This is a genomic window from Pseudomonas sp. SZ57 (assembly GCF_009495975.1).
GTDB classification, from domain to species: Bacteria; Pseudomonadota; Gammaproteobacteria; order Pseudomonadales; family Pseudomonadaceae; genus Aquipseudomonas; species Aquipseudomonas syringae.
This window is the reverse complement of sequence record NZ_WIBD01000025.1, coordinates 17,311-39,705: the sequence shown is the minus strand read 5'-3', so window position 1 is coordinate 39,705 and position 22,395 is coordinate 17,311. Positions and strand designations below refer to the sequence as shown.

At 60.7% G+C, this 22,395-nt stretch carries 26 protein-coding genes; 14 read left to right on the top strand and 12 right to left on the bottom strand.

Annotated elements, in window-relative coordinates; all coding sequences use genetic code 11:
• Positions 1-156 precede the first annotated feature (156 nt).
• Together GE543_RS20865 and GE543_RS20860 are read right to left on the bottom strand one after the other, a co-directional pair.
• Positions 157-810, bottom strand: a complete 654-nt coding sequence (locus GE543_RS20865) for a methyltransferase (protein ID WP_153222286.1) — start codon at positions 808-810, stop codon at positions 157-159.
• Entirely contained in the window at positions 807-1,256 is a 450-nt protein-coding gene (locus tag GE543_RS20860) for a lipoprotein (protein ID WP_003419544.1), read from the bottom strand. Before GE543_RS20860 ends, GE543_RS20865 begins: the two co-directional genes overlap by 4 nt.
• 176 nt (positions 1,257-1,432) lie before the next feature.
• Here GE543_RS20860 and nrdR point away from each other — a divergent pair, with 176 nt between their 5' ends.
• The 9 genes from nrdR to GE543_RS20815 all read left to right on the top strand — a co-directional run bounded on the left by nrdR (position 1,433) and on the right by GE543_RS20815 (position 8,111).
• Positions 1,433-1,897, top strand: a complete 465-nt coding sequence (gene nrdR / locus GE543_RS20855; protein ID WP_003317051.1) for a transcriptional regulator NrdR — start codon at positions 1,433-1,435, stop codon at positions 1,895-1,897.
• 41 nt (positions 1,898-1,938) lie between these two features.
• Positions 1,939-3,039, top strand: coding sequence for a bifunctional diaminohydroxyphosphoribosylaminopyrimidine deaminase/5-amino-6-(5-phosphoribosylamino)uracil reductase RibD (gene ribD / locus GE543_RS20850; RefSeq protein WP_153222310.1), 1,101 nt, complete (start codon positions 1,939-1,941; stop codon positions 3,037-3,039).
• A gap of 47 nt (positions 3,040-3,086) precedes the next feature.
• Positions 3,087-3,749 carry a riboflavin synthase gene (locus GE543_RS20845; RefSeq protein WP_153222285.1) on the top strand — a complete coding sequence of 221 codons (663 nt, stop codon included), beginning with the start codon at positions 3,087-3,089 and terminating at the stop codon, positions 3,747-3,749.
• 21 nt (positions 3,750-3,770) lie between these two features.
• Complete coding sequence (gene ribBA, locus GE543_RS20840; RefSeq protein WP_003368927.1) at positions 3,771-4,862, top strand: bifunctional 3,4-dihydroxy-2-butanone-4-phosphate synthase/GTP cyclohydrolase II; 1,092 nt, start codon at positions 3,771-3,773, stop codon at positions 4,860-4,862.
• A gap of 129 nt (positions 4,863-4,991) precedes the next feature.
• Positions 4,992-5,468 carry a 6,7-dimethyl-8-ribityllumazine synthase gene (gene ribE / locus GE543_RS20835; RefSeq protein WP_002555427.1) on the top strand — a complete coding sequence of 159 codons (477 nt, stop codon included), beginning with the start codon at positions 4,992-4,994 and terminating at the stop codon, positions 5,466-5,468.
• The gene (nusB, locus tag GE543_RS20830) at positions 5,465-5,962 is read left to right on the top strand and encodes a transcription antitermination factor NusB (protein WP_003419525.1); all 498 of its coding nucleotides are present in this window, start codon (positions 5,465-5,467) and stop codon (positions 5,960-5,962) included. The genes ribE and nusB overlap by 4 nt, the downstream gene beginning before the upstream one ends.
• A 16-nt stretch (positions 5,963-5,978) precedes the next feature.
• The gene (gene thiL, locus GE543_RS20825; protein ID WP_153222284.1) at positions 5,979-6,944 is read left to right on the top strand and encodes a thiamine-phosphate kinase; all 966 of its coding nucleotides are present in this window, start codon (positions 5,979-5,981) and stop codon (positions 6,942-6,944) included.
• Between the two features lie 133 nt (positions 6,945-7,077).
• Positions 7,078-7,695 carry a GTP cyclohydrolase II gene (gene ribA / locus GE543_RS20820; RefSeq protein WP_003419520.1) on the top strand — a complete coding sequence of 206 codons (618 nt, stop codon included), beginning with the start codon at positions 7,078-7,080 and terminating at the stop codon, positions 7,693-7,695.
• Positions 7,692-8,111: a hypothetical protein gene (locus tag GE543_RS20815; RefSeq protein ID WP_003419519.1), complete on the top strand. Its 420-nt coding sequence runs from the start codon at positions 7,692-7,694 to the stop codon at positions 8,109-8,111. The genes ribA and GE543_RS20815 overlap by 4 nt, the downstream gene beginning before the upstream one ends.
• Before the next feature lie 41 nt (positions 8,112-8,152).
• Here GE543_RS20815 and GE543_RS20810 read toward each other — a convergent pair whose 3' ends face one another.
• From GE543_RS20810 to GE543_RS20790, 5 genes are all read right to left on the bottom strand, one after another.
• Entirely contained in the window at positions 8,153-8,725 is a 573-nt protein-coding gene (locus GE543_RS20810) for a HupE/UreJ family protein (protein WP_153222283.1), read from the bottom strand.
• A gap of 25 nt (positions 8,726-8,750) precedes the next feature.
• Complete coding sequence (gene ureG, locus GE543_RS20805) at positions 8,751-9,368, bottom strand: urease accessory protein UreG (protein ID WP_003368915.1); 618 nt, start codon at positions 9,366-9,368, stop codon at positions 8,751-8,753.
• Positions 9,369-9,389: 21 nt separating this feature from the next.
• Positions 9,390-10,064 carry an urease accessory protein UreF gene (locus tag GE543_RS20800; RefSeq protein WP_371927217.1) on the bottom strand — a complete coding sequence of 225 codons (675 nt, stop codon included), beginning with the start codon at positions 10,062-10,064 and terminating at the stop codon, positions 9,390-9,392.
• Positions 10,061-10,561 carry an urease accessory protein UreE gene (ureE, locus tag GE543_RS20795; RefSeq protein WP_003347894.1) on the bottom strand — a complete coding sequence of 167 codons (501 nt, stop codon included), beginning with the start codon at positions 10,559-10,561 and terminating at the stop codon, positions 10,061-10,063. Before ureE ends, GE543_RS20800 begins: the two co-directional genes overlap by 4 nt.
• A gap of 233 nt (positions 10,562-10,794) precedes the next feature.
• Positions 10,795-11,427: a TetR family transcriptional regulator gene (locus GE543_RS20790; RefSeq protein WP_002555418.1), complete on the bottom strand. Its 633-nt coding sequence runs from the start codon at positions 11,425-11,427 to the stop codon at positions 10,795-10,797.
• 223 nt (positions 11,428-11,650) lie between these two features.
• Between GE543_RS20790 and GE543_RS20785 the strand changes: the two genes are divergently transcribed.
• A complete protein-coding gene (locus GE543_RS20785) occupies positions 11,651-13,717 on the top strand; it encodes an AsmA family protein (protein ID WP_153222282.1) in 2,067 nt (688 codons plus the stop codon).
• 122 nt (positions 13,718-13,839) lie between these two features.
• On the opposite strand, the gene GE543_RS20780 is transcribed toward GE543_RS20785, so the two are convergent.
• Positions 13,840-14,379, bottom strand: coding sequence for a bacterioferritin (locus GE543_RS20780; RefSeq protein WP_003317037.1), 540 nt, complete (start codon positions 14,377-14,379; stop codon positions 13,840-13,842).
• A gap of 506 nt (positions 14,380-14,885) precedes the next feature.
• On the bottom strand, positions 14,886-15,224 hold the full coding sequence (gene osmE / locus GE543_RS20770; protein WP_003317036.1) for an osmotically-inducible lipoprotein OsmE: 339 nt from the start codon (positions 15,222-15,224) through the stop codon (positions 14,886-14,888).
• Between the two features lie 310 nt (positions 15,225-15,534).
• Between osmE and GE543_RS20765 the strand changes: the two genes are divergently transcribed.
• A complete protein-coding gene (locus GE543_RS20765) occupies positions 15,535-15,768 on the top strand; it encodes a hypothetical protein (protein ID WP_003368905.1) in 234 nt (77 codons plus the stop codon).
• Here GE543_RS20765 and GE543_RS20760 read toward each other — a convergent pair.
• Positions 15,765-16,646 carry a DMT family transporter gene (locus tag GE543_RS20760; RefSeq protein ID WP_153222281.1) on the bottom strand — a complete coding sequence of 294 codons (882 nt, stop codon included), beginning with the start codon at positions 16,644-16,646 and terminating at the stop codon, positions 15,765-15,767. The genes GE543_RS20765 and GE543_RS20760 overlap by 4 nt on opposite strands.
• Positions 16,647-16,798: 152 nt before the next feature.
• Between GE543_RS20760 and GE543_RS20755 the strand changes: the two genes are divergently transcribed.
• The gene (locus GE543_RS20755; RefSeq protein ID WP_032699795.1) at positions 16,799-17,089 is read left to right on the top strand and encodes a PsiF family protein; all 291 of its coding nucleotides are present in this window, start codon (positions 16,799-16,801) and stop codon (positions 17,087-17,089) included.
• 188 nt (positions 17,090-17,277) lie between these two features.
• Positions 17,278-18,288, top strand: coding sequence for an AI-2E family transporter (locus tag GE543_RS20750; RefSeq protein ID WP_003419507.1), 1,011 nt, complete (start codon positions 17,278-17,280; stop codon positions 18,286-18,288).
• 316 nt (positions 18,289-18,604) lie between these two features.
• Here GE543_RS20750 and GE543_RS20745 read toward each other — a convergent pair whose 3' ends face one another.
• Entirely contained in the window at positions 18,605-19,870 is a 1,266-nt protein-coding gene (locus GE543_RS20745; protein ID WP_003347909.1) for an Hsp70 family protein, read from the bottom strand.
• Between the two features lie 327 nt (positions 19,871-20,197).
• Here GE543_RS20745 and cbpA point away from each other — a divergent pair, with 327 nt between their 5' ends.
• Positions 20,198-21,142: a curved DNA-binding protein gene (gene cbpA, locus GE543_RS20740; RefSeq protein ID WP_046237851.1), complete on the top strand. Its 945-nt coding sequence runs from the start codon at positions 20,198-20,200 to the stop codon at positions 21,140-21,142.
• Positions 21,143-21,217: 75 nt separating this feature from the next.
• Here cbpA and GE543_RS20735 read toward each other — a convergent pair whose 3' ends face one another.
• The gene (locus tag GE543_RS20735) at positions 21,218-22,348 is read right to left on the bottom strand and encodes a sensor histidine kinase KdpD (protein WP_003419477.1); all 1,131 of its coding nucleotides are present in this window, start codon (positions 22,346-22,348) and stop codon (positions 21,218-21,220) included.
• Between the last annotated feature and the right edge of the window lie 47 nt (positions 22,349-22,395).

Here is a 22,395-nt window from a genome sequence, read left to right as displayed (position 1 = left end):
CCGAAGGCCGTGGGAGCGAACCGGGCGACGCTTCGCTTGTTCGCGAAAGGGGTGGAAAGCTCTCTGGAAATTTATCGTTTGAACGACCGTCTTCGCGAACAAGTTCGCTCCTACAAAAGCCGTTTAGCTGAGCAATCCCGGACTGTTATTTAGCGCTCACCGCGCCGCGTGATAGAGGCTCACGTCGCGAAATTCGTGCGGCTCGGCCAGGTCCGGCAGGGTGTGCGCATGGAGCATCGTCAGACGCTGGTAGGCAGCGTGCTTGAAGTCGCGCACGCGGGAATCCGCCACCAGTGCCTCGCGGCCTCGGGAGAGGAACTGGTCCAGCAACGGCAGGTTGGCGCGGTCGTAGAGCACGTCGGCGACCAGAATCAGATCGAAGCGGTCCGCCTCGGCAAAGAAATCCGTCGAGTAGCGCAATGGCACCTGATTGAGTTCGGCATTGGCCCGGCAGGCAGCGAGCGCCAGTGGGTCGAGATCACAGGCCACAACCTCAAGCGCCCCGGCTTTGAGCGCTGCAATGCCCGCCACACCCGAGCCCGCACCAAAGTCCAGTACCCGCTTGCCAGCCACCCAGTGCGGGTTTTCAGCCAGAAAACGTGCCAGGGCCAGGCCGCTGGCCCAGCAAAAGCACCAGTACGGTGGGTCTTCCAGAATGCGCCGCGTTTCATCCGGGCTGAAGGCGCGGTCCATGTTGGCATCGTCGATCAGCCACAGCTTCAGCGCTGTGCCCGGCAGCGCAGTAATTGCCAGCCGGGCGTCGCCGAGCAGCTCGCTCAGCGTGCGTTGCAGGTGTTGCGGAGCGATCATGGCGCCTTGACGAACTGCAACTGCCCCAGGGCCTGAGTCACCGGCTGATCGATACGCATCGACGGCAGGTGCAGGATTAACTGCCCGGATTTACTGGCGCGGCCACGCAATTCGACGCGTCCGCCGACCGGAAAGGCTTCCGGGTTGAAGCGCAGCTGGAACGGCAATGATTGACCGTTACCCTTGAGCAGGGTGTTGGTCAGCAGCTTCTGCGGACGTCCGCGTTCGTCGATGACCAGCATTGCCAGCTCGACCTCGGCGCCAGCCGGCACGCCCAGCAATTGCCCGCTGAGTTCACGTTGGTACGGTTGCAGTGGCCCCGGCCCGGCAGGCAGCTTGATCGAAGGCGCGACCGGTGGCGGCGCAGCGGGTTTCGGCGCGTCATTGCTGCTGCACGCGGCCAGCAAGCCGATGAAGCAGAGTAGAAAAGCGGGGCGTAACGTCATCAAGAGCTCCACAAGGCAAAATTCGAAAGGCTGGGTGACGCCAAGCGTGCAGTATTACCGAGCCCGGACAATTTCACACCGCTTTAATGCGCGTCTATATACCGTAAACCCTCAGCCTTGTCTTGCCGGCAGGATGCGCTAACATGGCGCTCCCCATTCTTTCGTTGCCAGCCACCATGCACTGTCCCTTCTGCGGTGCCAATGACACCAAAGTCATCGACTCCCGCCTCGTCGCCGAAGGCGAGCAAGTACGCCGCCGACGCGAGTGCCTGGCCTGCGGCGAGCGCTTCACCACGTTCGAAACTGCCGAGCTGGTCTTGCCGCGTCTGATCAAACAGGACGGCAGCCGCCAGCCTTTCGATGAAGAAAAACTGCGCGCCGGTATGCAGCGCGCGCTTGAAAAGCGTCCGGTGAGTGTCGAACGCCTGGAAGCGGCCCTGGTTCACATCAAACACAAGCTGCGCGCGACCGGCGAACGCGAAGTCAAATCGCTGGTAGTGGGTGAGCTGGTCATGACCGAGCTGCAGAAGCTCGACGAAGTGGCCTACATCCGTTTCGCTTCCGTGTACCGGCGCTTTCAGGACCTCAACGAATTCCGTGAAGAAATCGATCGTCTGGCCCGCGAGCCGGGCAAGGAATAAATGCATTGCTGACTGAACAGGCGGCTCTCGACGTTCATTACATGGCGCGAGCACTCGAGCTGGCGCGCAAGGGGCTCTACTCCACGCATCCCAACCCGCGAGTCGGCTGCGTGATCGTGCGTGAAGGCCGGATCGTTGGCGAAGGTTGGCATGCGCGCGCCGGTGAGCCGCATGCCGAAGTGCATGCGTTGCGCCAGGCCGGCGAGCTGGCCAGAGGTGCGACCGCCTACGTCACCCTCGAACCGTGCAGTCACCAGGGGCGCACACCGCCCTGTGCCGATGCACTGATCGAAGCCGGGCTGACGCGGGTGGTCGCGGCGATGCAGGACCCTAACCCCGAAGTCTCCGGCCGTGGCCTGTTGCGCCTCATGAATGCCGGCATCGGCGTTCAATGTGGCGTGCTGGAAAGCGAAGCGCGAGCGCTGAACAAAGGCTTTCTCAAGCGCATGGAGACCGGCCTGCCTTACGTGCGGGTCAAAATGGCCATGAGCCTGGATGGCCGCACAGCGATGGCCAGCGGTGAAAGCCAGTGGATCACCGGCCCTGAGGCACGTTCTGCCGTGCAACGCCTGCGGGCGCAGTCGAGTGTGGTACTCAGCGGCGCCGACACGGTGCTGGCCGACAAGGCTCGTCTCACCGTTCGCCCTGATGAATTGGGGCTCGATGCCGAACTGACCGCGCTGGCCGCTGCACGTGCACCGTTGCGCGTGTTGATCGACGGCCGTTTACGCGTGCCGCTCGATGCACCGTTCTTCCAGGCAGGCAGTGCGCTGGTCGTGACCTGCGCCGCTGCGTCGGCGCGAGGTCGTTATCAGGAAGAGGGCCACGAAATGCTCGCCCTGGCCGACAGCGCCGGTCATGTGGACCTGCGCCGGTTGATGGGCGAGCTCGCCGCGCGTGGCGTCAATGAAGTACTGGTCGAGGCCGGTCCGCGACTGGCGGGGGCTTTTGCCCGGCTCGGGCTGGTCGACGAGTTTCAGCTCTTCATTGCCGGCAAGTTTCTTGGTTCATCGGCCCGCCCGCTGCTCGATCTTCCGCTGGCGCAGATGAGCGAGGCACTTGAGCTGAACATTGTGGAAATGCGTGCTGTCGGTAATGACTGGCGAGTCATCGCTCTCCCTGTGCGCACACCCGGCGTATAATTCCCGGCTTTCGCCTTGCGCGCAGCCCTTGTTCTCCCGGAGGACCCATGTTTACCGGCATTATCGAATCCATTGGCAGCATCCGCGCCCTGACTCCCAAAGGCGGCGACGTCCGCGTTTATGTGGAAACCGGCAAGCTTGACCTGACCGACGTCAAACTCGGCGACAGCATTGCCGTCAATGGCGTATGCCTGACCGCTGTCGAATTGCCCGGTGATGGCTTCTGGGCTGACGTCAGCCGGGAAACCCTGACCGTCACCGCCTTTGTCGACCTGAAGAGCGGCAGCCGGGTCAACCTGGAAAAGGCCCTGACCCCGACTACACGTCTGGGTGGTCATCTGGTCAGCGGTCATGTCGACGGCGTCGGCGAAATCGTCGCCCGTGCAGATAACGCCCGCGCCATTCAGTTCACCGTGCGTGCGCCACGTGAGCTGGCCAAATACATCGCCCACAAAGGCTCGATCACGGTCGACGGCACCAGCCTGACCGTCAACTCGGTCAACGGCGCGGAGTTCGAACTGACCATCGTGCCTCATACCTGGAGCGAAACGATCATGGCCGACTACCAGCCCGGCCGTAAGGTCAACCTGGAAGTCGACCTGCTGGCGCGTTATCTGGAGCGCCTGCTGCTGGGCGACAAGGCCGCCGATCCGGGCCACGGCACGATCACCGAAAGCTTCCTGGCCGAGAACGGCTACCTCAAATCCTGAATTGATTGAAGGGGGTGCCGCGTGGCGCTCAACAGTATCGAAGAACTGGTCGAAGACATTCGCCAGGGCAAGATGGTCATCCTCATGGATGACGAAGACCGCGAAAACGAAGGCGACCTGATCATGGCTGCCGAATGCGTGAAGCCCGAGCACATCAACTTCATGGCGCGTTTCGCCCGTGGTCTGATCTGCATGCCGATGACTCGCGAGCGCTGCGAAACCCTCAAGCTGCCGCTGATGGCCGCGCGCAACGGTTCGGGTTTCGGCACCAAGTTCACCGTTTCCATCGAAGCCGCCGAAGGCGTGACCACCGGTATCTCGGCAGCCGACCGCGCACGTACTGTGCAGGCTGCCGCTGCCAAGGACGCCAAGGCCGAAGACATCGTCAGCCCGGGCCATATCTTCCCGCTCATGGCCCAAGCGGGCGGCACCTTGGCGCGCGCCGGTCATACCGAAGCGGCCTGCGACCTGGCGCGCATGGCCGGTTTCGAGCCGACGGGCCTGATCTGCGAAGTCATGAACGACGACGGCACCATGTCGCGTCGCGCCGAACTCGAAGCATTTGCCCTGCAACATGACATCAAGATCGGCACCATCGCCGACCTGATTCACTACCGGATGATCCACGAACGTACCGTTCAGCGGATTGCCGAGCAGCCGATGGACAGCGAACTGGGCAGTTTCAACCTGGTGACCTACCGTGATTCGGTCGAGGGCGACGTGCATCTGGCGCTGACTCTGGGCACCATCTGCGCCGAAGAGCCCACGCTGGTTCGCGTGCACAACATGGACCCGCTGCGTGACCTGTTGATGGTCAGCCAGCCCGGCCGCTGGAGCCTGCGCGCCGCCATGCGCGCGGTTAACGAGGCGGGCAGCGGGGTGGTACTGCTGCTCGGTCACCCGCTGGATGGCGATGTCTTGCTGGCTCATATTCGCGAAACCGCCGGTCAGCAACCGATCAAGACACCGACCACGTACAGCACGGTCGGTGCCGGTTCGCAGATCCTTCGTGACCTCGGCGTGCGCAAAATGCGCCTGATGAGTTCGCCGATGAAGTTCAATGCGATATCCGGTTTCGATCTGGAAGTTGTAGAATACGTGCCCTCCGAATAAATACCGGCAGGTCGGGGCGTGTGAAAGATGGTTTTTCGCAGGTTTTGGCCTGACAGGCATGATTCGTGGCCTAATATCCCTCAAAGTCCGCCCCAAGGCGGGCTTGCTCTTTAATACGAGACTCACCGAATGACCTTGAAGACCATCGAAGGTACCTTCATCGCCCCCCAGGGCCGCTATGCCTTGGTAGTTGGCCGTTTCAACAGCTTCGTCGTGGAAAGCCTGGTTAGCGGTGCCGTTGATGCGCTGGTACGCCATGGCGTGAGCGAAAGCGACATCACCATCATCCGTGCCCCGGGTGCGTTCGAGATTCCACTGGTTGTGCAGAAAGTTGCCCAACGCAGCGAGTTCGCGGCCATCGTCGCACTGGGTGCAGTGATCCGTGGCGGTACTCCACACTTCGAATACGTGGCAGGCGAGTGCGTCAAGGGCTTGTCCCAGGTGTCCATGGAGTTCGGCGTGCCGGTCGCTTTCGGCGTGTTGACCGTCGACTCCATCGAACAAGCCATCGAGCGTTCCGGCACCAAAGCCGGCAACAAAGGCGCTGAAGCCGCTCTGTCCGCTATCGAAATGGTCAGTCTGCTGTCGCAGCTGGAGGCCAAGTGATTTCCGACGATACCGACCAGTTCAACCCGCGCGATGCCAAGTCGCCGGAAGCCGCCAAGGGCAAAAGCGCCAAGCGTCGTGAAGCACGTCAGATGGCAACCCAGGCCCTGTATCAGTGGCACATGGCTGGCCATTCGTTGAACGAGATCGAAGCGCAGTTCCGTGTCGACAATGATTTCAGCAACGTTGACGGCACCTACTTCCGTGAGCTGCTGCACGGCGTGGCAACCAACAAGACCGAGATCGACACCGCGCTTTCGCCTTGCCTTGATCTGACCATCGAAGAGCTCGACCCGGTTGAGCTGGCCGTACTGCGGCTGTCCACCTTCGAACTGCTCAAGCGCATCGACGTGCCTTATCGCGTGGTGATCAACGAAGGCATCGAGCTGGCGAAAGTCTACGGCTCCACTGACGGCCACAAGTTCGTCAATGGCGTGCTGGACAAGCTGGCGCCGCGCCTGCGTGAAGTCGAAGTGAAGGCCCACAAGCGCTGATTCGCGCCTGACCTTCATGGGAGAGTTCGAGCTGATCCGCAATTACTTCGCCGCCGCGCCCTGTGCACAGGCGGGCGAGGAAGTTGCCCTGGGGATCGGCGACGACTGCGCGCTGCTGGCGTTAGCGCCCGGTGAGCAGTTGGCGATCTCGACCGATACCCTGGTTGCCGGGGTACATTTTCCTGATGCCTGCGACCCCTTTCTGCTTGGCCAGCGCGCGCTGGCGGTGTCTGCCAGTGATCTGGCGGCCATGGGCGCCCGGCCTGTCGCGTTCACCCTTGCCCTGACCCTGCCGCAGGTCGATGCCGCCTGGCTGCAGACCTTCGCTCGCGGCCTTAACCAGATGGCGCAAGGCTGTTCGCTGCGTCTGATCGGTGGTGATACCACGCGCGGTCCCTTGAGCCTGACGCTGACAGTGTTCGGCGCTGTGCCGGCCGGATCAGCCCTGACCCGCGCGGGTGCTAAGGCGGGTGACCTGCTGTGTGTCGGCGGCACGCTGGGTGATGGCGCAGGTGCATTGCCGCTGGTATTGAAGCAGTGTAGCGCCGAGCCCTTGATCGCCGAAGCATTGCTGGCCCGCTACTGGTCGCCGCAACCGCAACTGGCGCTGGGGCAGGCTTTGCGCGGCAGGGCGACGTCGGCGCTGGACATCTCCGATGGGCTGCTGGCTGACTGCGGACACATCGCTCGCGCATCGGGTGTCCGTCTGGTTGTGGAGCGCGACAGGCTGCCGATGTCCGACCCATTGCTGACCTTGTTCGATCTGCCCTCTGCCCGACAGGCCGCACTGAGCGGTGGCGACGATTACATCCTGGCCTTCACACTGCCTTCCGAACACTTGCCGACTGTACTGAAAGAAGGCTGGCCGGTGCACGTCATTGGCCGGGTAGAGCAGGGGCAAGGCGTCGTGCTTGTCGACGACGCAGGGCAAGACGTCACGCCTGACACGCGTGGCTACCAGCATTTTGGCGGTGAGCAGTGAGCGGATGAGCGCTTCTATCTATCGAACTTTATGATCTAAATGCCCGAGAATTCACCCTGAGCGTCTGCAGGAACCTGCTGTTACAATGCAAATCTTGCGAATTTCCAGTCTTCATACTGATCAGGAGCACACGGTGCCCGTCGTCTTTGTCGCCGCTTCCAAACTGCCCACTCCCTTTGCAGAGTTTGCCATGCACGGCTTTATCGAGTCGGCAACCGGCCGTGAACACGTCGTCCTGAGTCTGGGCGATGTGGCGGACGGTGAGCCGGTTCTGGGTCGCGTACATTCCGAATGCCTGACGGGCGATGCCCTGTTCAGTCAGCGTTGCGATTGCGGTTCTCAACTGGAGGCTGCCCTGCGCGCCATCGCCACCGAAGGGCGGGGCGTGTTGTTGTACCTGCGCCAGGAAGGGCGCGGTATCGGTCTGATGAACAAGATCCGCGCCTACGAGCTGCAGGATGGCGGCGCCGATACGGTTGAAGCCAACGAGCGTCTGGGCTTTGCTGCCGATCAGCGTGACTACGCGATCTGCTTGCCGATGCTTCAGCATCTGGGCGTGCAGTCGTTGCGGCTGATGACCAACAACCCGCGCAAGGTCAAAGCCTTGACCGAGATGGGCATCAGAGTCGCCGAGCGCGTGCCGCTGCACACCGGGCAAAACCCGCACAATCGTCTTTATCTGGCGACCAAGGCGGGCAAGCTGGGGCACATGATGGGCAACGAACATCAAAGCGAGGTCGGCCCCGCGTGACACGCAGCGAGGTTCGTCAAAAGCTCGAGATGCAATGGTGGCGTCAACTGGGTCTGACCCTGGCGCCATTGCTGGTGGTCTGTGTATTTTTCGGTGCCAGCGAGCCGCTCATTCCGGTGTTGGCGATCCCGCTGTTCATCGCCGGCATAGGCTCGATGTTCGTCAGCCTGAAACCCTTCGGCGCCTACAAGCGCGCGTTGGCGGTCACCCAGGCTGCACTCGATACACCCGAGGAGCCGGCAGCATGGCTCAAACTCGCGGCCATTCGCCGTCTGGCGTTCCTGGCCGCCGGGTTGCCCGCCTGGATCGCCGCCATCGCGGTGCTGTTCGGTCTGCATCCCTTGCCGGTCTGCCTGCTGGCGTTTGCCAGCGCAGTGCTGCTCTACCTGTACCGCATTCCTGCGCCTTCGCGCTGATCATCCGCAACTGAAGCGGACACGATCAGCGCGAAGCTCGATCAGGCTGCCAGCAACCACACACCCGCTGCCGCAGAGGCTGCACCAGCGATACGCACCAGCGGTGCTGCCGCCTGAGGCAACACGCGAACCACCGCATAACCCAGCGCATGCAAGGCCGCAGTTGCAGCAACGAAACCTGTTGCGTACGCCCACGGGCTGGACATCTCCGGCAGTTCAAGGCCATGCGCTACACCGTGGAACAAGGCGAACAGGGCTGTTGCGGCGACCGCCAGCGCCAGCGGCGGACGTACTGCCAATGCCACGGCCAGGCCCAGAGCCAGTACCGATGCGGCAATGCCGCTTTCCAGCGCCGGCAGGTTCAGACCTTCAAAGCCCAGCATGCCGCCGATCAGCATGGTGCCGACGAAAGTGCATGGCAGCGCCCAGCGTGCCGACCCTTGTTGCTGCGCAGCCCACAAGCCGACGGCAAGCATTGCCAGCAAGTGGTCCAGCCCACCAATCGGGTGGCTGATACCAGCGATCAGGCCGTTATCGCCATGACCGGGGTGAGCCAGCGCCAGAGTCGGGACCAGCAACAGCGCGAGGGCGCCAAGGGCTTTTTTGTAGTTCATCGACGGGTTCCTTTTGGTTGTGAATTCAGGCGGCTGCAGTCAGCAGGCCCTGGCGCTCAATGAAGGCAATGATCTGTTCCAGACCCTGACCGGTTTTCTGATTGCTGAACACGAACGGCTTTTCTCCACGCATCCTGCGCGTGTCGCTGTCCATCATTTCCAGTGACGCGCCCACCAACGGGGCGAGGTCGATCTTGTTGATCACCAGCAGGTCCGACTTGCAGATGCCCGGGCCGCCTTTGCGCGGCAGCTTGTCGCCGGCCGACACGTCGATCACGTAGATGGTCAGGTCGGAAAGCTCCGGGCTGAAGGTCGCGGAAAGGTTATCGCCACCGGATTCGACGATGATCAGGTCCAGGCCTTCGAAGCGGCGATTGAGCTGGTCGACGGCTTCCAGATTGATCGAAGCATCCTCGCGAATGGCGGTGTGCGGGCAGCCGCCGGTTTCAACGCCGATGATGCGCTCAGGTGCCAGTGCCTCGTTACGCACCAGAAAGTCAGCGTCTTCGCGGGTATAGATATCGTTGGTCACCACGGCCAGGTTATAGCGGTCGCGCAATGCCAGGCACAGCGCCAGGGTCAGCGCCGTCTTGCCGGATCCGACCGGGCCACCGATTCCGACGCGCAGAGGTTGGCTGTTCATTGAGTTCTCCATAAGGACTGATCAGGACCGGAATAACCGGCTGTATTGACGTTCGTGCGCCATGCTCGCCAGGGACAGACCGAAGGCTGCGCTGCCGGCATGGCAGGGATCTTGTGCGCTGGCACTGACCTGCGCCTGCTGCAATAACGGCAACAGCTCGCTGGTCAGGCGCTGGGCGGCTTGCTGGCCCAGCGGCAGGGTTTTCATCAGCACGGCCAGCTGGTTTTCAAGCCAGCTCCATAGCCAGGCGGCCAGCGCATCCTGCGGGCTGATCTGCCAGGCGCGTGCGGCCAGCGCCCAGCCAAGGGCCAGGTGCGGCTCGGCAGTCTGCTGCAGAAAATGCCGTGCATCACGATCCAGTTCAGGCAGGCCATCGAGCAACTGCTTCAAGGAATACCCCATCTGCCGGCTTTCCAGATGCAGCTCGCGAGCCTCGCGGCTGGCGCGATGCTGCTCGCTGACTTGCAGCAACTGACCCCAGTCACCGGCTGCCGCTGCTTCGCAATGAGCCAGCAGCAGCGGGGCCTCGAAACGCGCGAGATTGAGCAGCAGTTGATCGCCGATCCAGCGGCCCGCGGTCTGCGGGTCCACCACAATGGACTGCTCCACTGCCATTTCCAGCCCTTGCGAATAGCTGTAGCCACCGATGGGCAGCTGCGGACTGGCCAGGCGCAATAGCGCCCAGGCGCTGTTCACTTGCGCACGCCGAACTGGTGCATGCGCGGCGGATAGTTGAAATCCTCCTCGCCTGCGCGCGAGTGATGATGCCCGCCGCCGTAGGCGCCATGTTCCGGCTGGAACGGCGCTTCGATGGTGTCGACAGTGGCGCCCAGTTGATCGAGCATCGCCTTGAGCACGTAATCGTCGAGCAGGCGCAGCCAGCCGTCGCCGACTTGCAGGGCCACGTGACGATTGCCAAGGTGATAGGCCGCGCGGGTCAGTTCGAAGGTGCTGCTGCACGTGACATGCATGAGTTTTTCGGGACGTGCGCAGACACGCACGACACGGCCGTCCTTGGCCTGAAGAAACTCGCCATCGCGCAGCGGCGACTGGCCGCGTTGCAGAAACAGGCCAACGTCTTCGTTTTCCGCACTGAAGCAGCGCAGTCGACTTTTGCTGCGTGCCTCGAAATTCAAATGCAGCTCGGCGGCCCATTCGGCCTGAGGTTCGATTCGGTCGTGAATCACCAGCATCAGATAGCTTCCAGCCAATTGCGATGCTTCAAATCAGAGCAAGGGGCTTGCCAACAGTGCAGCTTGCGGGGAAATGGCTGACAGAAGCGGGTGATGCGAATGTTGGCACACATCGTGTTGCTCTATTTGGGTGCATAAGCAAGTCGATGCGTTAATTTGGTGCGAGTCTTTTGCTTGAGGGGAGCGTTAATAGTGAGACGTCGTTCTCGGGACGAAGCAGAGCGTGCCGACGCTCAATCGTGACTGCCCAGCCCCCGCCAGTGCCGTGCGCCAATGAAGATGAAGCGCAGTTGCTGGGTGATCTTCGCCTGAGGTGTCAGGTGCGGGGCCAGTGAGGCAGGGGGCGGGTCGATCAGTTCCGGCAGCATCGCAAACACGCTTTTCACCACCAGATCGGCGATGATCGACAGGGCATCGGCATTCAGGTGCTGCCATTTGGGCATCTTTGCCAAGTCGGCGGTGAGGTCGGCGCTGATGCCTTCACGCAGCGCTCCGAGCGCCTGGCGCACCTTCAAGGAGCCGCCGTATTGTTCGCGCGCCAGAAACAGGAACTGCGAGCGGTTGGCCGCCACACGTTCGAGGAATATCTTCACCGAGGCACGAATCAGCCCGCCCATGGCGAATTCGTTGTGGCGCACCAGCCGGATGGTCTCGCGAAAGGTCTGGCCGACCTCGCTGACCAGTGCCAGCCCCAACTGGTCCATGTCTTCAAAGTGCCGGTAGAAACCGGTCGGTACGATACCTGCCGTGCGCGCCACTTCGCGCAGGCTCAGGCTGCCGAAGCCGCGCCCGCTCTCCATCAGTTGATGGGCAGCATCGAGCAGGGCTCTTCGGGTCTGTTGTTTCTGTTCGGCGCGGGGCAGCATGGCTCAAACGATTCTTGGATTAGGCTGGGTTGCACTTTAGCAAATGCGCTTTGCCTGCGTCGAAAGGGTTTTCAGTCAGGCTCCTTGACCAGTAACAGTGCATGAGTGCTGGCCTTCGATGCATTTTCGTATTCAAATCAAACCCTCGGCGCGTTTGTCAGTCGAACATTCATGTCGTATTCAGCGCGCCAGGGTCGGGGCGCTGTTTTCTGGAGAGTGACGCATGGCGCGCAGCCGCAAGATTTTCGCCTGGACAGGTGCCACGTTGCTGGTGGTGCTGGCTATATTGGTCATTGTGATTGTCACTTTCGACTGGAATCGCATCAAACCTACCCTCAATGCAAAAGTCAGCGAAGCGCTGCATCGTCCGTTCGCCATCAATGGTGATCTGGATGTGCGCTGGACGCGCGAGCCCGAGCTCGGTGGCTGGCGTGCCTGGGTGCCGTCGCCGCACTTTGTCGCCGATGACCTGAGTCTGGGTAATCCCGAGTGGTCGAAGACCCCGGAGATGGTGACCCTCAAGCATGTCGAATTTCGTCTCTCACTGCTGCCGCTGCTGGCTCAGCAAGTGGTTATCCCGCGTATCGATCTGACCGGGCCCGAGGCCAGACTCGAGCGTCTGGCCGATGGTCGCGCCAACTGGGTGTTCGACCTGCCCAAGTCCGACCCGAATGCCGAGCCCTCCAAATGGGTGATGGACATCGGCGCGATCAAGTTTGACAAGGGACTGGTGAGCTTCAATGACCAGAAACTCAACGCCAATCTGGACGTGGTGATCGACCTGCTCGGCAAGCCGATCCCGTTCAGTGAAATCGTCGGCAGCAAGGAAGCGAAAAAGGCCCAGGAAAAGGGCGCAGTACCGCAGGATTATGCGTTCGGTCTGGCGGTCACCGGCCAATACCACGATCAGAAGCTGAGCGGCACCGGCAAGGTCGGCGGTCTGCTCGCGCTCAAGGATGCCAATCAGCCGTTTCCGGTGCAGGCTGACGTCAAGGTCGGTGACACCCATGCGCTGATCGCCGGGACCCTGACCGATCCACAGAACTTGGGCGCGCTGGATCTGCGCCTCAAGCTTTCCGGCGCGAGCCTGAGCAATCTGTACCCGCTGACGGGTGTGACCCTGCCGGATTCTCCGGCGTACTCCACCGATGGCCGCCTGATCGCCAAACTGCACGATCCGGCTGGCGCCAACTTCCGTTACGAAGGCTTCAACGGCAAGATCGGCAACAGCGATATCCACGGCGACCTGGGCTTCGTCGCCAGTCAGCCCCGGCCCAAGCTGAGTGGCGTGCTGGTCTCCAATCAGTTGCTGTTCAGTGACCTCGCGCCACTGATCGGTGCGGACTCCAATGCTGCGCAGAAAAAGCGCGGTGGCGAGAGCAAGCAGCCTTCGGGCAAGGTTCTGCCTGTCGAGGAGTTTCAGACTGATCGCTGGCGGGCGATGGACGCCGACGTGGAGTTCACCGGCAAGCGCATCGTGCAGAGCCCGGACCTGCCGTTCACCGACCTCTACACCCATCTGGTTCTCGACGATGGTCAGTTGAGCCTTGAGCCGTTGCGTTTTGGTGTGGCAGGCGGCAAGCTGGACGCGGACATTCGCCTCAACGGGCAAAACAAGCCCATGCAGGGCAGGGCCAAGCTGTCGGCGCGCAATTTCAAGCTCAAGCAGTTGTTCCCGACCTTCGAACCGATGAAAACCAGCTTCGGTGAGCTGAACGGCGACGCCGATATCAGTGGGCGCGGCAACTCGGTTTCAGCCTTGCTGGGGTCTGCCAACGGCGAAATGAAGATGCTGGTGAACGACGGCGCGATCAGTCGTGGCCTGATGGAAATTGCCGGGCTCAACGTGGGCAACTACGTAGTCGGCAAGCTGTTCGGCGACAAGGACGTGAAGATCAATTGCGCGGCCTCGAACTTCGGTATCAAGGACGGGCTGGCGACCAGCCGGCTGTTTGTCTTCGATACCGAGAACGCCATCATTTACATCAACGGCACCGCGAACCTGAAGACCGAGCAACTGGACCTGCAGATCAACCCTGAGTCCAAGGGCTTCCGCGTGTTCTCGCTGCGCTCGCCGCTGTACGTCAACGGCCCGTTCGCCAAGCCCAACGCAGGCGTACAGTCCGGTCCGTTGTTGCTGCGCGGAGCCGGCATGGTCCTGCTCGGTGCAACCGTAGGTCCTGTTGCCGGTTTGCTGGCGCTGGTCGCCACTGGCGACAGCGAGCCGAATCAGTGTGGCCCGCTGCTGGAGCAGATGCGCACCGGCAAGGCGCCGAAGACGGTGAAGTAACGCTCCATCTCTGTTGCCCGCGCTGGAGCGTGCGCAACGATGTTCACATATGTGCCTCGAGAAACTACCGGGCAAAAAAAAAGCCAGGACACAGGTCCTGGCTTTTCATTGGCTGCTGGGGCTTACAGATCGTTCAGAATGTCTGCCATGTCGTCAGCGTGCTCTTCTTCCTGAGCAAGGATTTCTTCGAAGATGCGGCGGGTAGTCGGGTCGCTGTCGCCGAGGTATTGAATGATCTCGCGATAGCTGTCGACGGCGATGCGCTCGGCAACCAGATCTTCGTAGACCATTTCCTTCAGCGTGTTGCCAGCCACGTACTGCGCGTGGGAGTTCTTCGACAGGGTGTCCGGGTTGAACTCCGGCTCGCCGCCCAGTTGCACGATACGCTCGGCCAGTTTGTCGGCGTGCTGCGCTTCCTGCTCTGCGTGTTCCAGAAACTCGGCTGCCGCGACGCTCGCTTTCAGGCCCGACGCCATGTAGTAGTGGCGCTTGTAGCGCAGCACACAGACCAGCTCGGTAGCCAGCGATTCATTGAGCAGGCGCAGGACCGTTTCGCGGTCAGCGCTGTAACCTTGAGTCACAGCACCATCCTCAACGTTCTGGCGTGCGCGCTGGCGCAGAGTATTTACATCGGAAAGCTGTGATTGCGGTGCAGAATTCATCATTTATCTCCAGGACTCATCAGGTTTTGCTGTCCCGCTCTGTGTATTGCCCGGCAGGATCAGCAAGGGTTGTGAGTGCTGCAGAAGGGAAAAAGTTTTATCGGATTTTCGCAGGTGCGCAAGGTTGTGACTGAATGTAAAAATATAAGAAACGAGTGCTGAGCCCCGCGGTCCCAACCTTGAGACCCAAATAAATCGTGGAGATACACAATGCTCAAGTTCCTGGGAAGCACCGTTGGCATCATCTTTCTGATCGGCCTGGTCGTGGTTATCGCCCTGTTCAAGCTGGTTTTCTAGGCTTTGTACGAAAAAGTCGGCGAGCGAAGGTCAGGCGAGGCAAAAACAGGCGAGGAAGCGGAGTCTACGTGTTGTAAATGAGCATTCCGAGCCTGTTTTTAACGAAGCATCACCGAGCGCAGCCACTTTTCGTACAGATCCTAAAAAGCATTCAACAAAAAGCCCGAGGCATTCATGCCTCGGGCTTTTTGTTTGTGCCTGCGTTTTGATTACATCGCTTTTTCGTTCTTCTCGCGTTGTTCGCACGTCATGAAACCTTTGTTGGTCACACGGCCGTCGCTGTTGAAACTGACGTGGTAAACCTGTTTGTGGCCGTCTTTGTTCATGACGTAGTTGTTGCAAGTGCCTGGGTTGACCCGGCGCTCGATGGTGCTCGACGGCTCACCGCCGATGGTCAGGACCTGCTGGCGCGTCATGCCGTTCTCGACCTGCTTGACCAGCGGCTCATTGCGATAAGTGACGTAGTCCACCGGGTTCTGCACAGTTGTGTTGCTGCAGCCAGCCATCGTCGCCAATACAAAGGTCGCCGCGAAGAGTTTCTTGTACATCGTTATTGCTCCACATGTCAGAGCCGGTTTTGGCCCGGTATGCCTTGGAGCAGAGGAGGGGCTTAAGAGTTCGAAAAAAAGATGGCGATGAGGCAGTACCTTGCCTCCACCCTGATGCCGTTGCTGAATCCTCCGGACCGCATGACGATCGGGCATGAAAAGCGCTTTGAATATTCCTCGCACGTTCCCGAAAGGCCGAGGTCAATCTGATGGCATGGTTGAGCGTTTTGCTCAGCCTTGGGCTCGGTCATCGGTTGTCGGACCGTAGTTCGTTAATCAGCCGCTCCTCAGTGACGGCCAGGAAGATGCGATGAGCGATAAAGAACTGTATGAGATCGAGTACACCCTGCTCGGCGAGCACCACGTAGACATTATCGAGAATCTGGACGTGCCCATCATCGAAGTGGTGCACGAACTGGCGCTCAAGCATCACGTAGAACTGGACGAACTGCCGATGGGTGAAGCCGGTCTGCCGCTTGCCGCCGGCATCACCGATGTGTCGATTCACAGCCTGGAGGGCAGCGAAGGCAGCGCGACTGCCTAATCCGCCCTGGATCGCAGCGGTGTCGTCCAGCGTTCCGCGAGGATGACGCCGCACAGGGTCAGCGCTCCGCCGAACAGGTGATAGAGCGCCAGTTGCTCGCCCAGTGTCGCCGCGGCAATCAAGGCCGTGGCGATGGGCATCAGGTTGAAGAACAGTGTTGTGCGGCTGGGGCCCAGGCGCATGATCGAGGTCATCCACAGCCACGGCGCGAGCATCGACGTTGGAATCGCGGCATACAGCACCATCGGTATGTTGCTCGCATTCAGGCCGGTTTTCGCCGACAGCATGAACGGCGGCAGCAAGACGATAATCGCCAGCAGGATCTGTACGTAAAGCAACTGCAGGGGCGGCAAACGCAACTGCCACTTCTTCAGCAGCGTGCTGTAGACCGCATACGACGCGGCGGCCACCAGCACCATCGCATCGCCCCGATTGACACCTTGCTCGATCAGGCCGGCCGGATTGCCTGCCGAGACCACGACCACCACTCCCGCGAATGACAGCACCGCCCCCAGTAGTGCGCCCGAGGTCAGGCGAGTGCCGAGGCAGGCTATCGACAGCCCCAGCGCCATCATCGGCACCATCGACTGAATGATCCCCATGTTGGTGGCGGTTGTCAGGCTGGCCGCGAAATACGCCAGGCTTTGATACAGCGCTGTGCCAAGCACGGCCAGAATGAAGATCTTGCCAAGTACCGGTTTGATCGCCGCGCGGTTAGCCCACACAGGCCCGAGCATGAACGGCGTGAACAGCAAGCCGGCCAGCGCCCAGCGATAAAAGCCTATTTCAGCCGGAAAGATCACCCCGGCAGACGCCTTGGTGACGGCTGTGTTGACCGCCCAGATAAGGACGGTGATCAGCGGAAAAGCGTATTGCATAAGGGGATCATCGTTAAAGCGAGGCGTAATTATCCGCCTGTTTGTCGAGAATGCCAGCGGCGATGTCCGGTGTCCCGTCACAGAGTGCAGACGCTGACTACACTGAATCTCAGCCTGTGCCGCCCGGTGCAGTGGATCTGGAGAGTGGATCGATGAACAAGCTCGGTATTCCTGTGTTGCTCGTTGGTTTGATGTTGTCTGCCCAGGGTTTCGCTGCGACCGCGCAGCAGAACAAAATGACCACCTGCAATGCCGACGCCAGCGCGCAGTCGCTGAAGGGTGATGAGCGCAAGGCGTTCATGAGCACTTGCCTGAAAGCGGCACCGCCGCCGGCGGCTACCCAGCAGGAGAAGATGAAAACCTGCAACGCGACCGCCAGCACTCAGGCGCTCAAGGGGGACGCGCGCAAGAGTTTCATGAGCGATTGTCTCAAGAAGAAATAATTTTTCAGTCAGCCTCTTTGCTGCTGGCAACAGGCGCGGGTGCAGTAAACACTGCGCTTTCGCGCCGTTCTCGAGCCGATCATCGGGCAGATGATTGCGGCTTGTTTTTTAGCGCTTTCGGATCACTGGTTCTGGACTGAGAAGGCTGGCAGACTGCCCACCTTCCTTGTGTTGCCCGTTGAGGGTCTATGCCAACGTTTTCTGCGCGTCAGGTGTTAATAGCCAGCTGGATACTTGTATTTGGCGGTCTGTTATTGGTGTTGCCATTCAAGTTGTTGCCCAGCCTGCTGGCCGGACTGCTGGTGTTCGAGCTGGTCAACATGTTGACCCCCAAGCTGCAACGGCTGATTTCCGGCGAGCGGGCTCGCTGGCTGGCTGTGGCGCTGCTGGGCACGCTGGTGGTCAGCCTGCTGACGCTGATTTTTGCCGGGGCCATCAGTTTTGTGCTGCACGAAGCCGAAAATCCGGGCGCCTCGCTCGACAAGTTCATGACCCTGGTGGATCGCGCTCGTGGTCAATTGCCTCCGTTCATCGATGCCTACCTGCCTGCCAGCGCAGCAGAGTTTCAGGTTTCGCTCGGGCAATGGCTGCAGAAGCACGTGGGCGAATTGCAGTTGATCGGCAAGGGCGCGGCGCACATGTTCGTCACCATGCTGATCGGCATGGTACTGGGCGCGATCATTGCCTTGCAGCGTATCTCCGACGTGCATGCGCGCAAGCCGCTAGCAGCCGCACTGTTCGATCGGCTGTACCTGGTCAGCCGGGCGTTTCGCAACATTGTTTTCGCCCAGATCAAGATTTCCCTGCTCAACACGGCGTTTACGTCGGTATTTCTGGCCGTCGTGCTGCCGTTGTGCGGGATTCACCTGCCACTGACCAAGACCCTGATCATCATGACCTTCCTGCTCGGCCTGTTGCCGGTGGTGGGTAACCTGATGTCCAACACGCTGATCTTCATCGTCGGCATGTCCATCTCGATCTGGGTCGCGCTGGCGGCGCTGGGCTACCTGATCGTGATCCACAAGGTCGAGTACTTCCTCAATGCGCGCATCGTGGGCGGACAGATCAACGCCAAGTCGTGGGAGTTGCTGCTGGCGATGCTGCTGTTCGAAGCCGCATTCGGCCTGCCGGGCGTGGTCGCAGGGCCGATTTACTATGCCTACCTGAAGAGCGAGTTGCAAAAGGAAGGGTTGGTCTAGGGCGCTTGCGTAGATAGGCGTCCGAAAGAACGCCTATCGTGCCAGTTCACCGCGTTGGCATGCAGCTCTGGACGCTCTGCGTCTGCGGTGCTGCAGAGCATCCACATGGCTCGAAACACTCCCGCCCGAGGGAGTGATCCGCATGGCTTGAAAACACCCCGGCCCTGTGGGAGTGAGCTTGCTCACGAAGAGGCCCGTGCAGCCGCTGGAAGTCCATTGGTCAGGTAATCCGTCTTCGCGAGCAAGCTCGCTCCCACAAGATCAGCGATCTGTGACGCGGAGCATCACGAAGGGCATTCCCACGATAGGCGCATGACTAGCCGTAACGCTTCTTCGCTTCGATGGCCAGGCCGCTGCCGATGCTGCCGAAGATGTTGCCTTCGACGTGGCGTGCGTTGGGCAGCATGTTCGAGACGCTGTTGCGCAGGGCCGGGATGCCGCTTGAACCGCCGGTGAAAAACACTGTGCTGACCTGTTCGACACTCACTCCCGCATCGTTCAGCAAGTTCGTCACGCTGTTGCGCACCCGCTCAAGCTGGGCATCGATGGCGGCTTCGAACATCACCCGGCTCAGGTCCACGCTCAGGCCGGCTTCCACTCGATCCATGAGCAGGTGACGGCTGTCGGCGTGAGTCAGCTGGATCTTGGTTTCTTCCACTTCCATGGCCAGCCAGTGCCCGGCGCGCTGTTCGATCAGTTTGAACAGGCGATCGATACCGCCAGTGTCTTCGATGTCGTAGCGCATGCTGCCCAGGGCCAGTTGCGATTTTTGCGAGTACACGGCGTTGATGGTGTGCCAGGTCGCCAGGTTCATGTGGTGGCTGGTCGGCATGTACGCACCGCTTTTCATGCGGCTGCCATAACCGAACAGCGGCATCACGCCTTGCAGGCTCAACTGCTTGTCGAAGTCGGTCCCGCCGATGTGCACGCCACCGGTGGCGAGGATGTCCTGCTGGCGATCATCGTGCTGGCGTCGCTCGGGCGACAGACGCACCAGCGAAAAGTCCGAGGTACCACCGCCGATGTCGACGATCAGCACCAGTTCTTCGTCCTGGATGGTGGACTCGTAATCGAACGCCGCAGCGATCGGTTCGAACTGGAATGACACGTCCTTGAAGCCGATCTTGCGTGCCACTTCAGCCAGCGTGTCTTCGGCTTCCTGATCGGCCTGGGCGTCGTCATCGACAAAATGCACCGGACGGCCCAGTACGACCTGCTCGAATTCGCGTCCGGCCGTTTGCTCCGCGCGCTTTTTCAGCTCGCCGATAAACAGGGCCAGCAAATCCTTGAAGGGCATCGCCGTGCCCAGCACGCTGGTGTCATGCTTGATCAGCTTCGAGCCCAGCAGGCTCTTGAGCGAGCGCATCAGGCGGCCTTCGTAGCCTTCCAGATACTCGTGCAGCGCCAGGCGGCCATACACCGGCCGGCGCTCTTCCATATTGAAGAACACCACCGAAGGCAGGGTAATCTTGTCGTCCTCCAGCGCGATCAACGATTCCATGCCGGGTCGTTGCCAGCCGACAGTGGAGTTGGACGTGCCGAAATCGATACCGCAGGCACGGGCCGGGGATTGGTCATTCATGTCTTTTACGTTCCAGTCAAAAAACGGCCGCGCAGTTTATGTCAGCGCGGGCAAATTGCGTAGCGCGACACGTCGCTTATATTTACCTGGCTGTATTTGCGGCCAAGGCTTGAACTGAAGCCTGTTACCCCCAATCTTGAAGGGATTCCCGGTAGACGCTGTTGTCGGACATTAGGGTGTCGAGCTATCGACCCGCCGACAAAAGCAGCTGGTCTATCTGTATATTTTTCGACGTTAGGTAATCCAGATGCCTCGTGACAGAGGGAGCTGGGCGCGTGACGCCAGCGTATCTGGCTTTGCCGGATAATTCGGATGGGTGATCGTTACATGGATTTCAAAGACTACTACAAGATACTTGCCGTGGAGCCGACGGCGGACGACAAGGCGATCAAGACCGCCTATCGCAAACTCGCGCGCAAGTATCACCCGGACGTCAGCAAGGAAGCAGGCGCCGAAGACAAGTTCAAGGAAGCGTCCGAAGCGTATGAGGTACTCAGCAGCCCTGAAAAGCGCGCCGAGTATGACGAACTGCGCAAATACGGTCGTCAGGGCCGTCCGTTCCAGACCCCGCCGGGCTGGCAAAGCCGTGCCGGCGCCGGGGCAGGCGGGTTCGAGGAAACGGCAGACTTCTCGGAGTTTTTCAGCTCCATTTTCGGTGGCCGGCCACAGCAGGGCGGGCGTACCCGCAACCCTGGGCGTACCGGTCAGGACGTAGAGATGGAGCTGGCGGTGTTCCTCGAAGAGACCCTTTCGGGGGAATCCAAGCAGGTCAGCTTCAAGGTGCCGCAGCACAGCCCCAACGGGCAGCGCATGAGCGACATCACCAAAACCCTGAACGTGAAGATTCCGGCCGGCGTGGTCGATGGCGAGCGTATTCGCCTGAAGGGGCAGGGCGCGCCGGGCGTGGGCGGTGGTGCCAATGGCGACTTGTACCTGATCATCCGCCTGGCCCCGCACCCGCTGTTTGAGGTCGAAGGCCATGATCTGGTCATCACCGTGCCACTGGCCCCCTGGGAAGCCGTGCTGGGTACCAAGGTTGCCGTGCCGACGCTGACCAGCAGGCTCAACCTGACCATCCGCCCGGACAGTCAGAACGGGCAGCGTCTGCGGATCAAGGGTAACGGCTTGATAAACAAGAGTGGCGAGCGCGGCGATCTTTACGCGCAGTTGAAAGTCGTCGTGCCCAAGCAAACCGACGAGGCTACCCGCGCGCTCTGGCAGAAACTGGCGGACAGTTCGTCGTTCGATCCCCGCGCGCAGTGGAAGGGTTGAGCGGAGCGGTCTTGCGATTCTGTCTTTTCTGCCTGGGCTGATGCGGCACCCGCATCAGCAGGCAGTCAGCCTCGGTCAGTTTTTCGGCAGCACCACATTGAAGGTCGTGCCCTCACCAATGGTCGAGGTCACAGTGATGCTGCCGCCGTGGGCGTTGACCACTTCCTTGACGATGAACAGGCCCAAGCCAAGGCTGGTCGACGTGCCGCGTGTTTCGCTGTTTTCCTCGGTGCTGCGCACCAGCGGATCGAAGATCGTCCCGATAGCGTCTTCGGCAATCGGTTTGCCTTCGTTGTGGACCACCAATATCACGGCTTTCTCGGCACCCGTGACAGTCACCGTTATCTCGTGACTGGCGGCACCATGCTGCAGGGCGTTGCCGATCAGGTTCTGCAACATCTGGCTGATCCGCCCGGCGTCCCAGTGACCCTTGGTGTTGCCTTCGATGTTCAGCACCGGCACAGAGTCCGGTCGCCCGGCGCAGGCTTCCTCGATGGCCTCGCGGCAGGCGCTGGCCAGGTCCATGTATTTACGCTCTACCGGCAGCCCCGCGCCCAGGCGGCTGCGCACGAACTCCAGCAGATCGCTGACCATCGAGCCCATATGGCGGGTGCTGGTCTGGATACGTGAAACATAGGACTGGGTCTTGTCGTCCAGCGTTATTTTGCGGGCCAGCAACTCGGTGGACATGCTGACGGCCTGCAGTGGCGCGCGCAGGTCGTGACCGAGAATGGCGAGAAAGATATCCCGTGAGCGCCCGACCCGCTCCGCATAGGCCGCAGTGGATTCTGCAAGCGCCTCGTCGATGGCTTCGTTGAAGCGAATCACGTCCTGAAAATCGGCCAGTTGCGGCGCTGCCAGGCTTTCTACCCAGAGGCGGATGACGCTGGCGCGCAGATGGCGAAACTCCGACGTCATCTGCACCAGATCAAAACCGACCTCATGGCGCAATTCGCCATGGCTGCTGGCTGCTTCGTCCAGGCTTGGCGTCTTGTTCAGCTCTTCGCCTCTGGCCTTGGCAATCTCCTCGCTTTTGCTCTGCGCGGTCTTCATGTCCCGTGCTGCGGCGAGCAAAATCGACCTGGCGTGATCCCGCAGCTCGGCCGTGGTCATCGTTTCTGCCGCCGGTTTCAGGGTTCTGGCGAAGTCTTCCCATTCATCGACGATGCGATCCACATGAATAACGATGAATTCGGAAAGGCGCATGGCCGGTTACCTTTGGAGGAGCGTGACGAAAGAATGGGCGCATATTA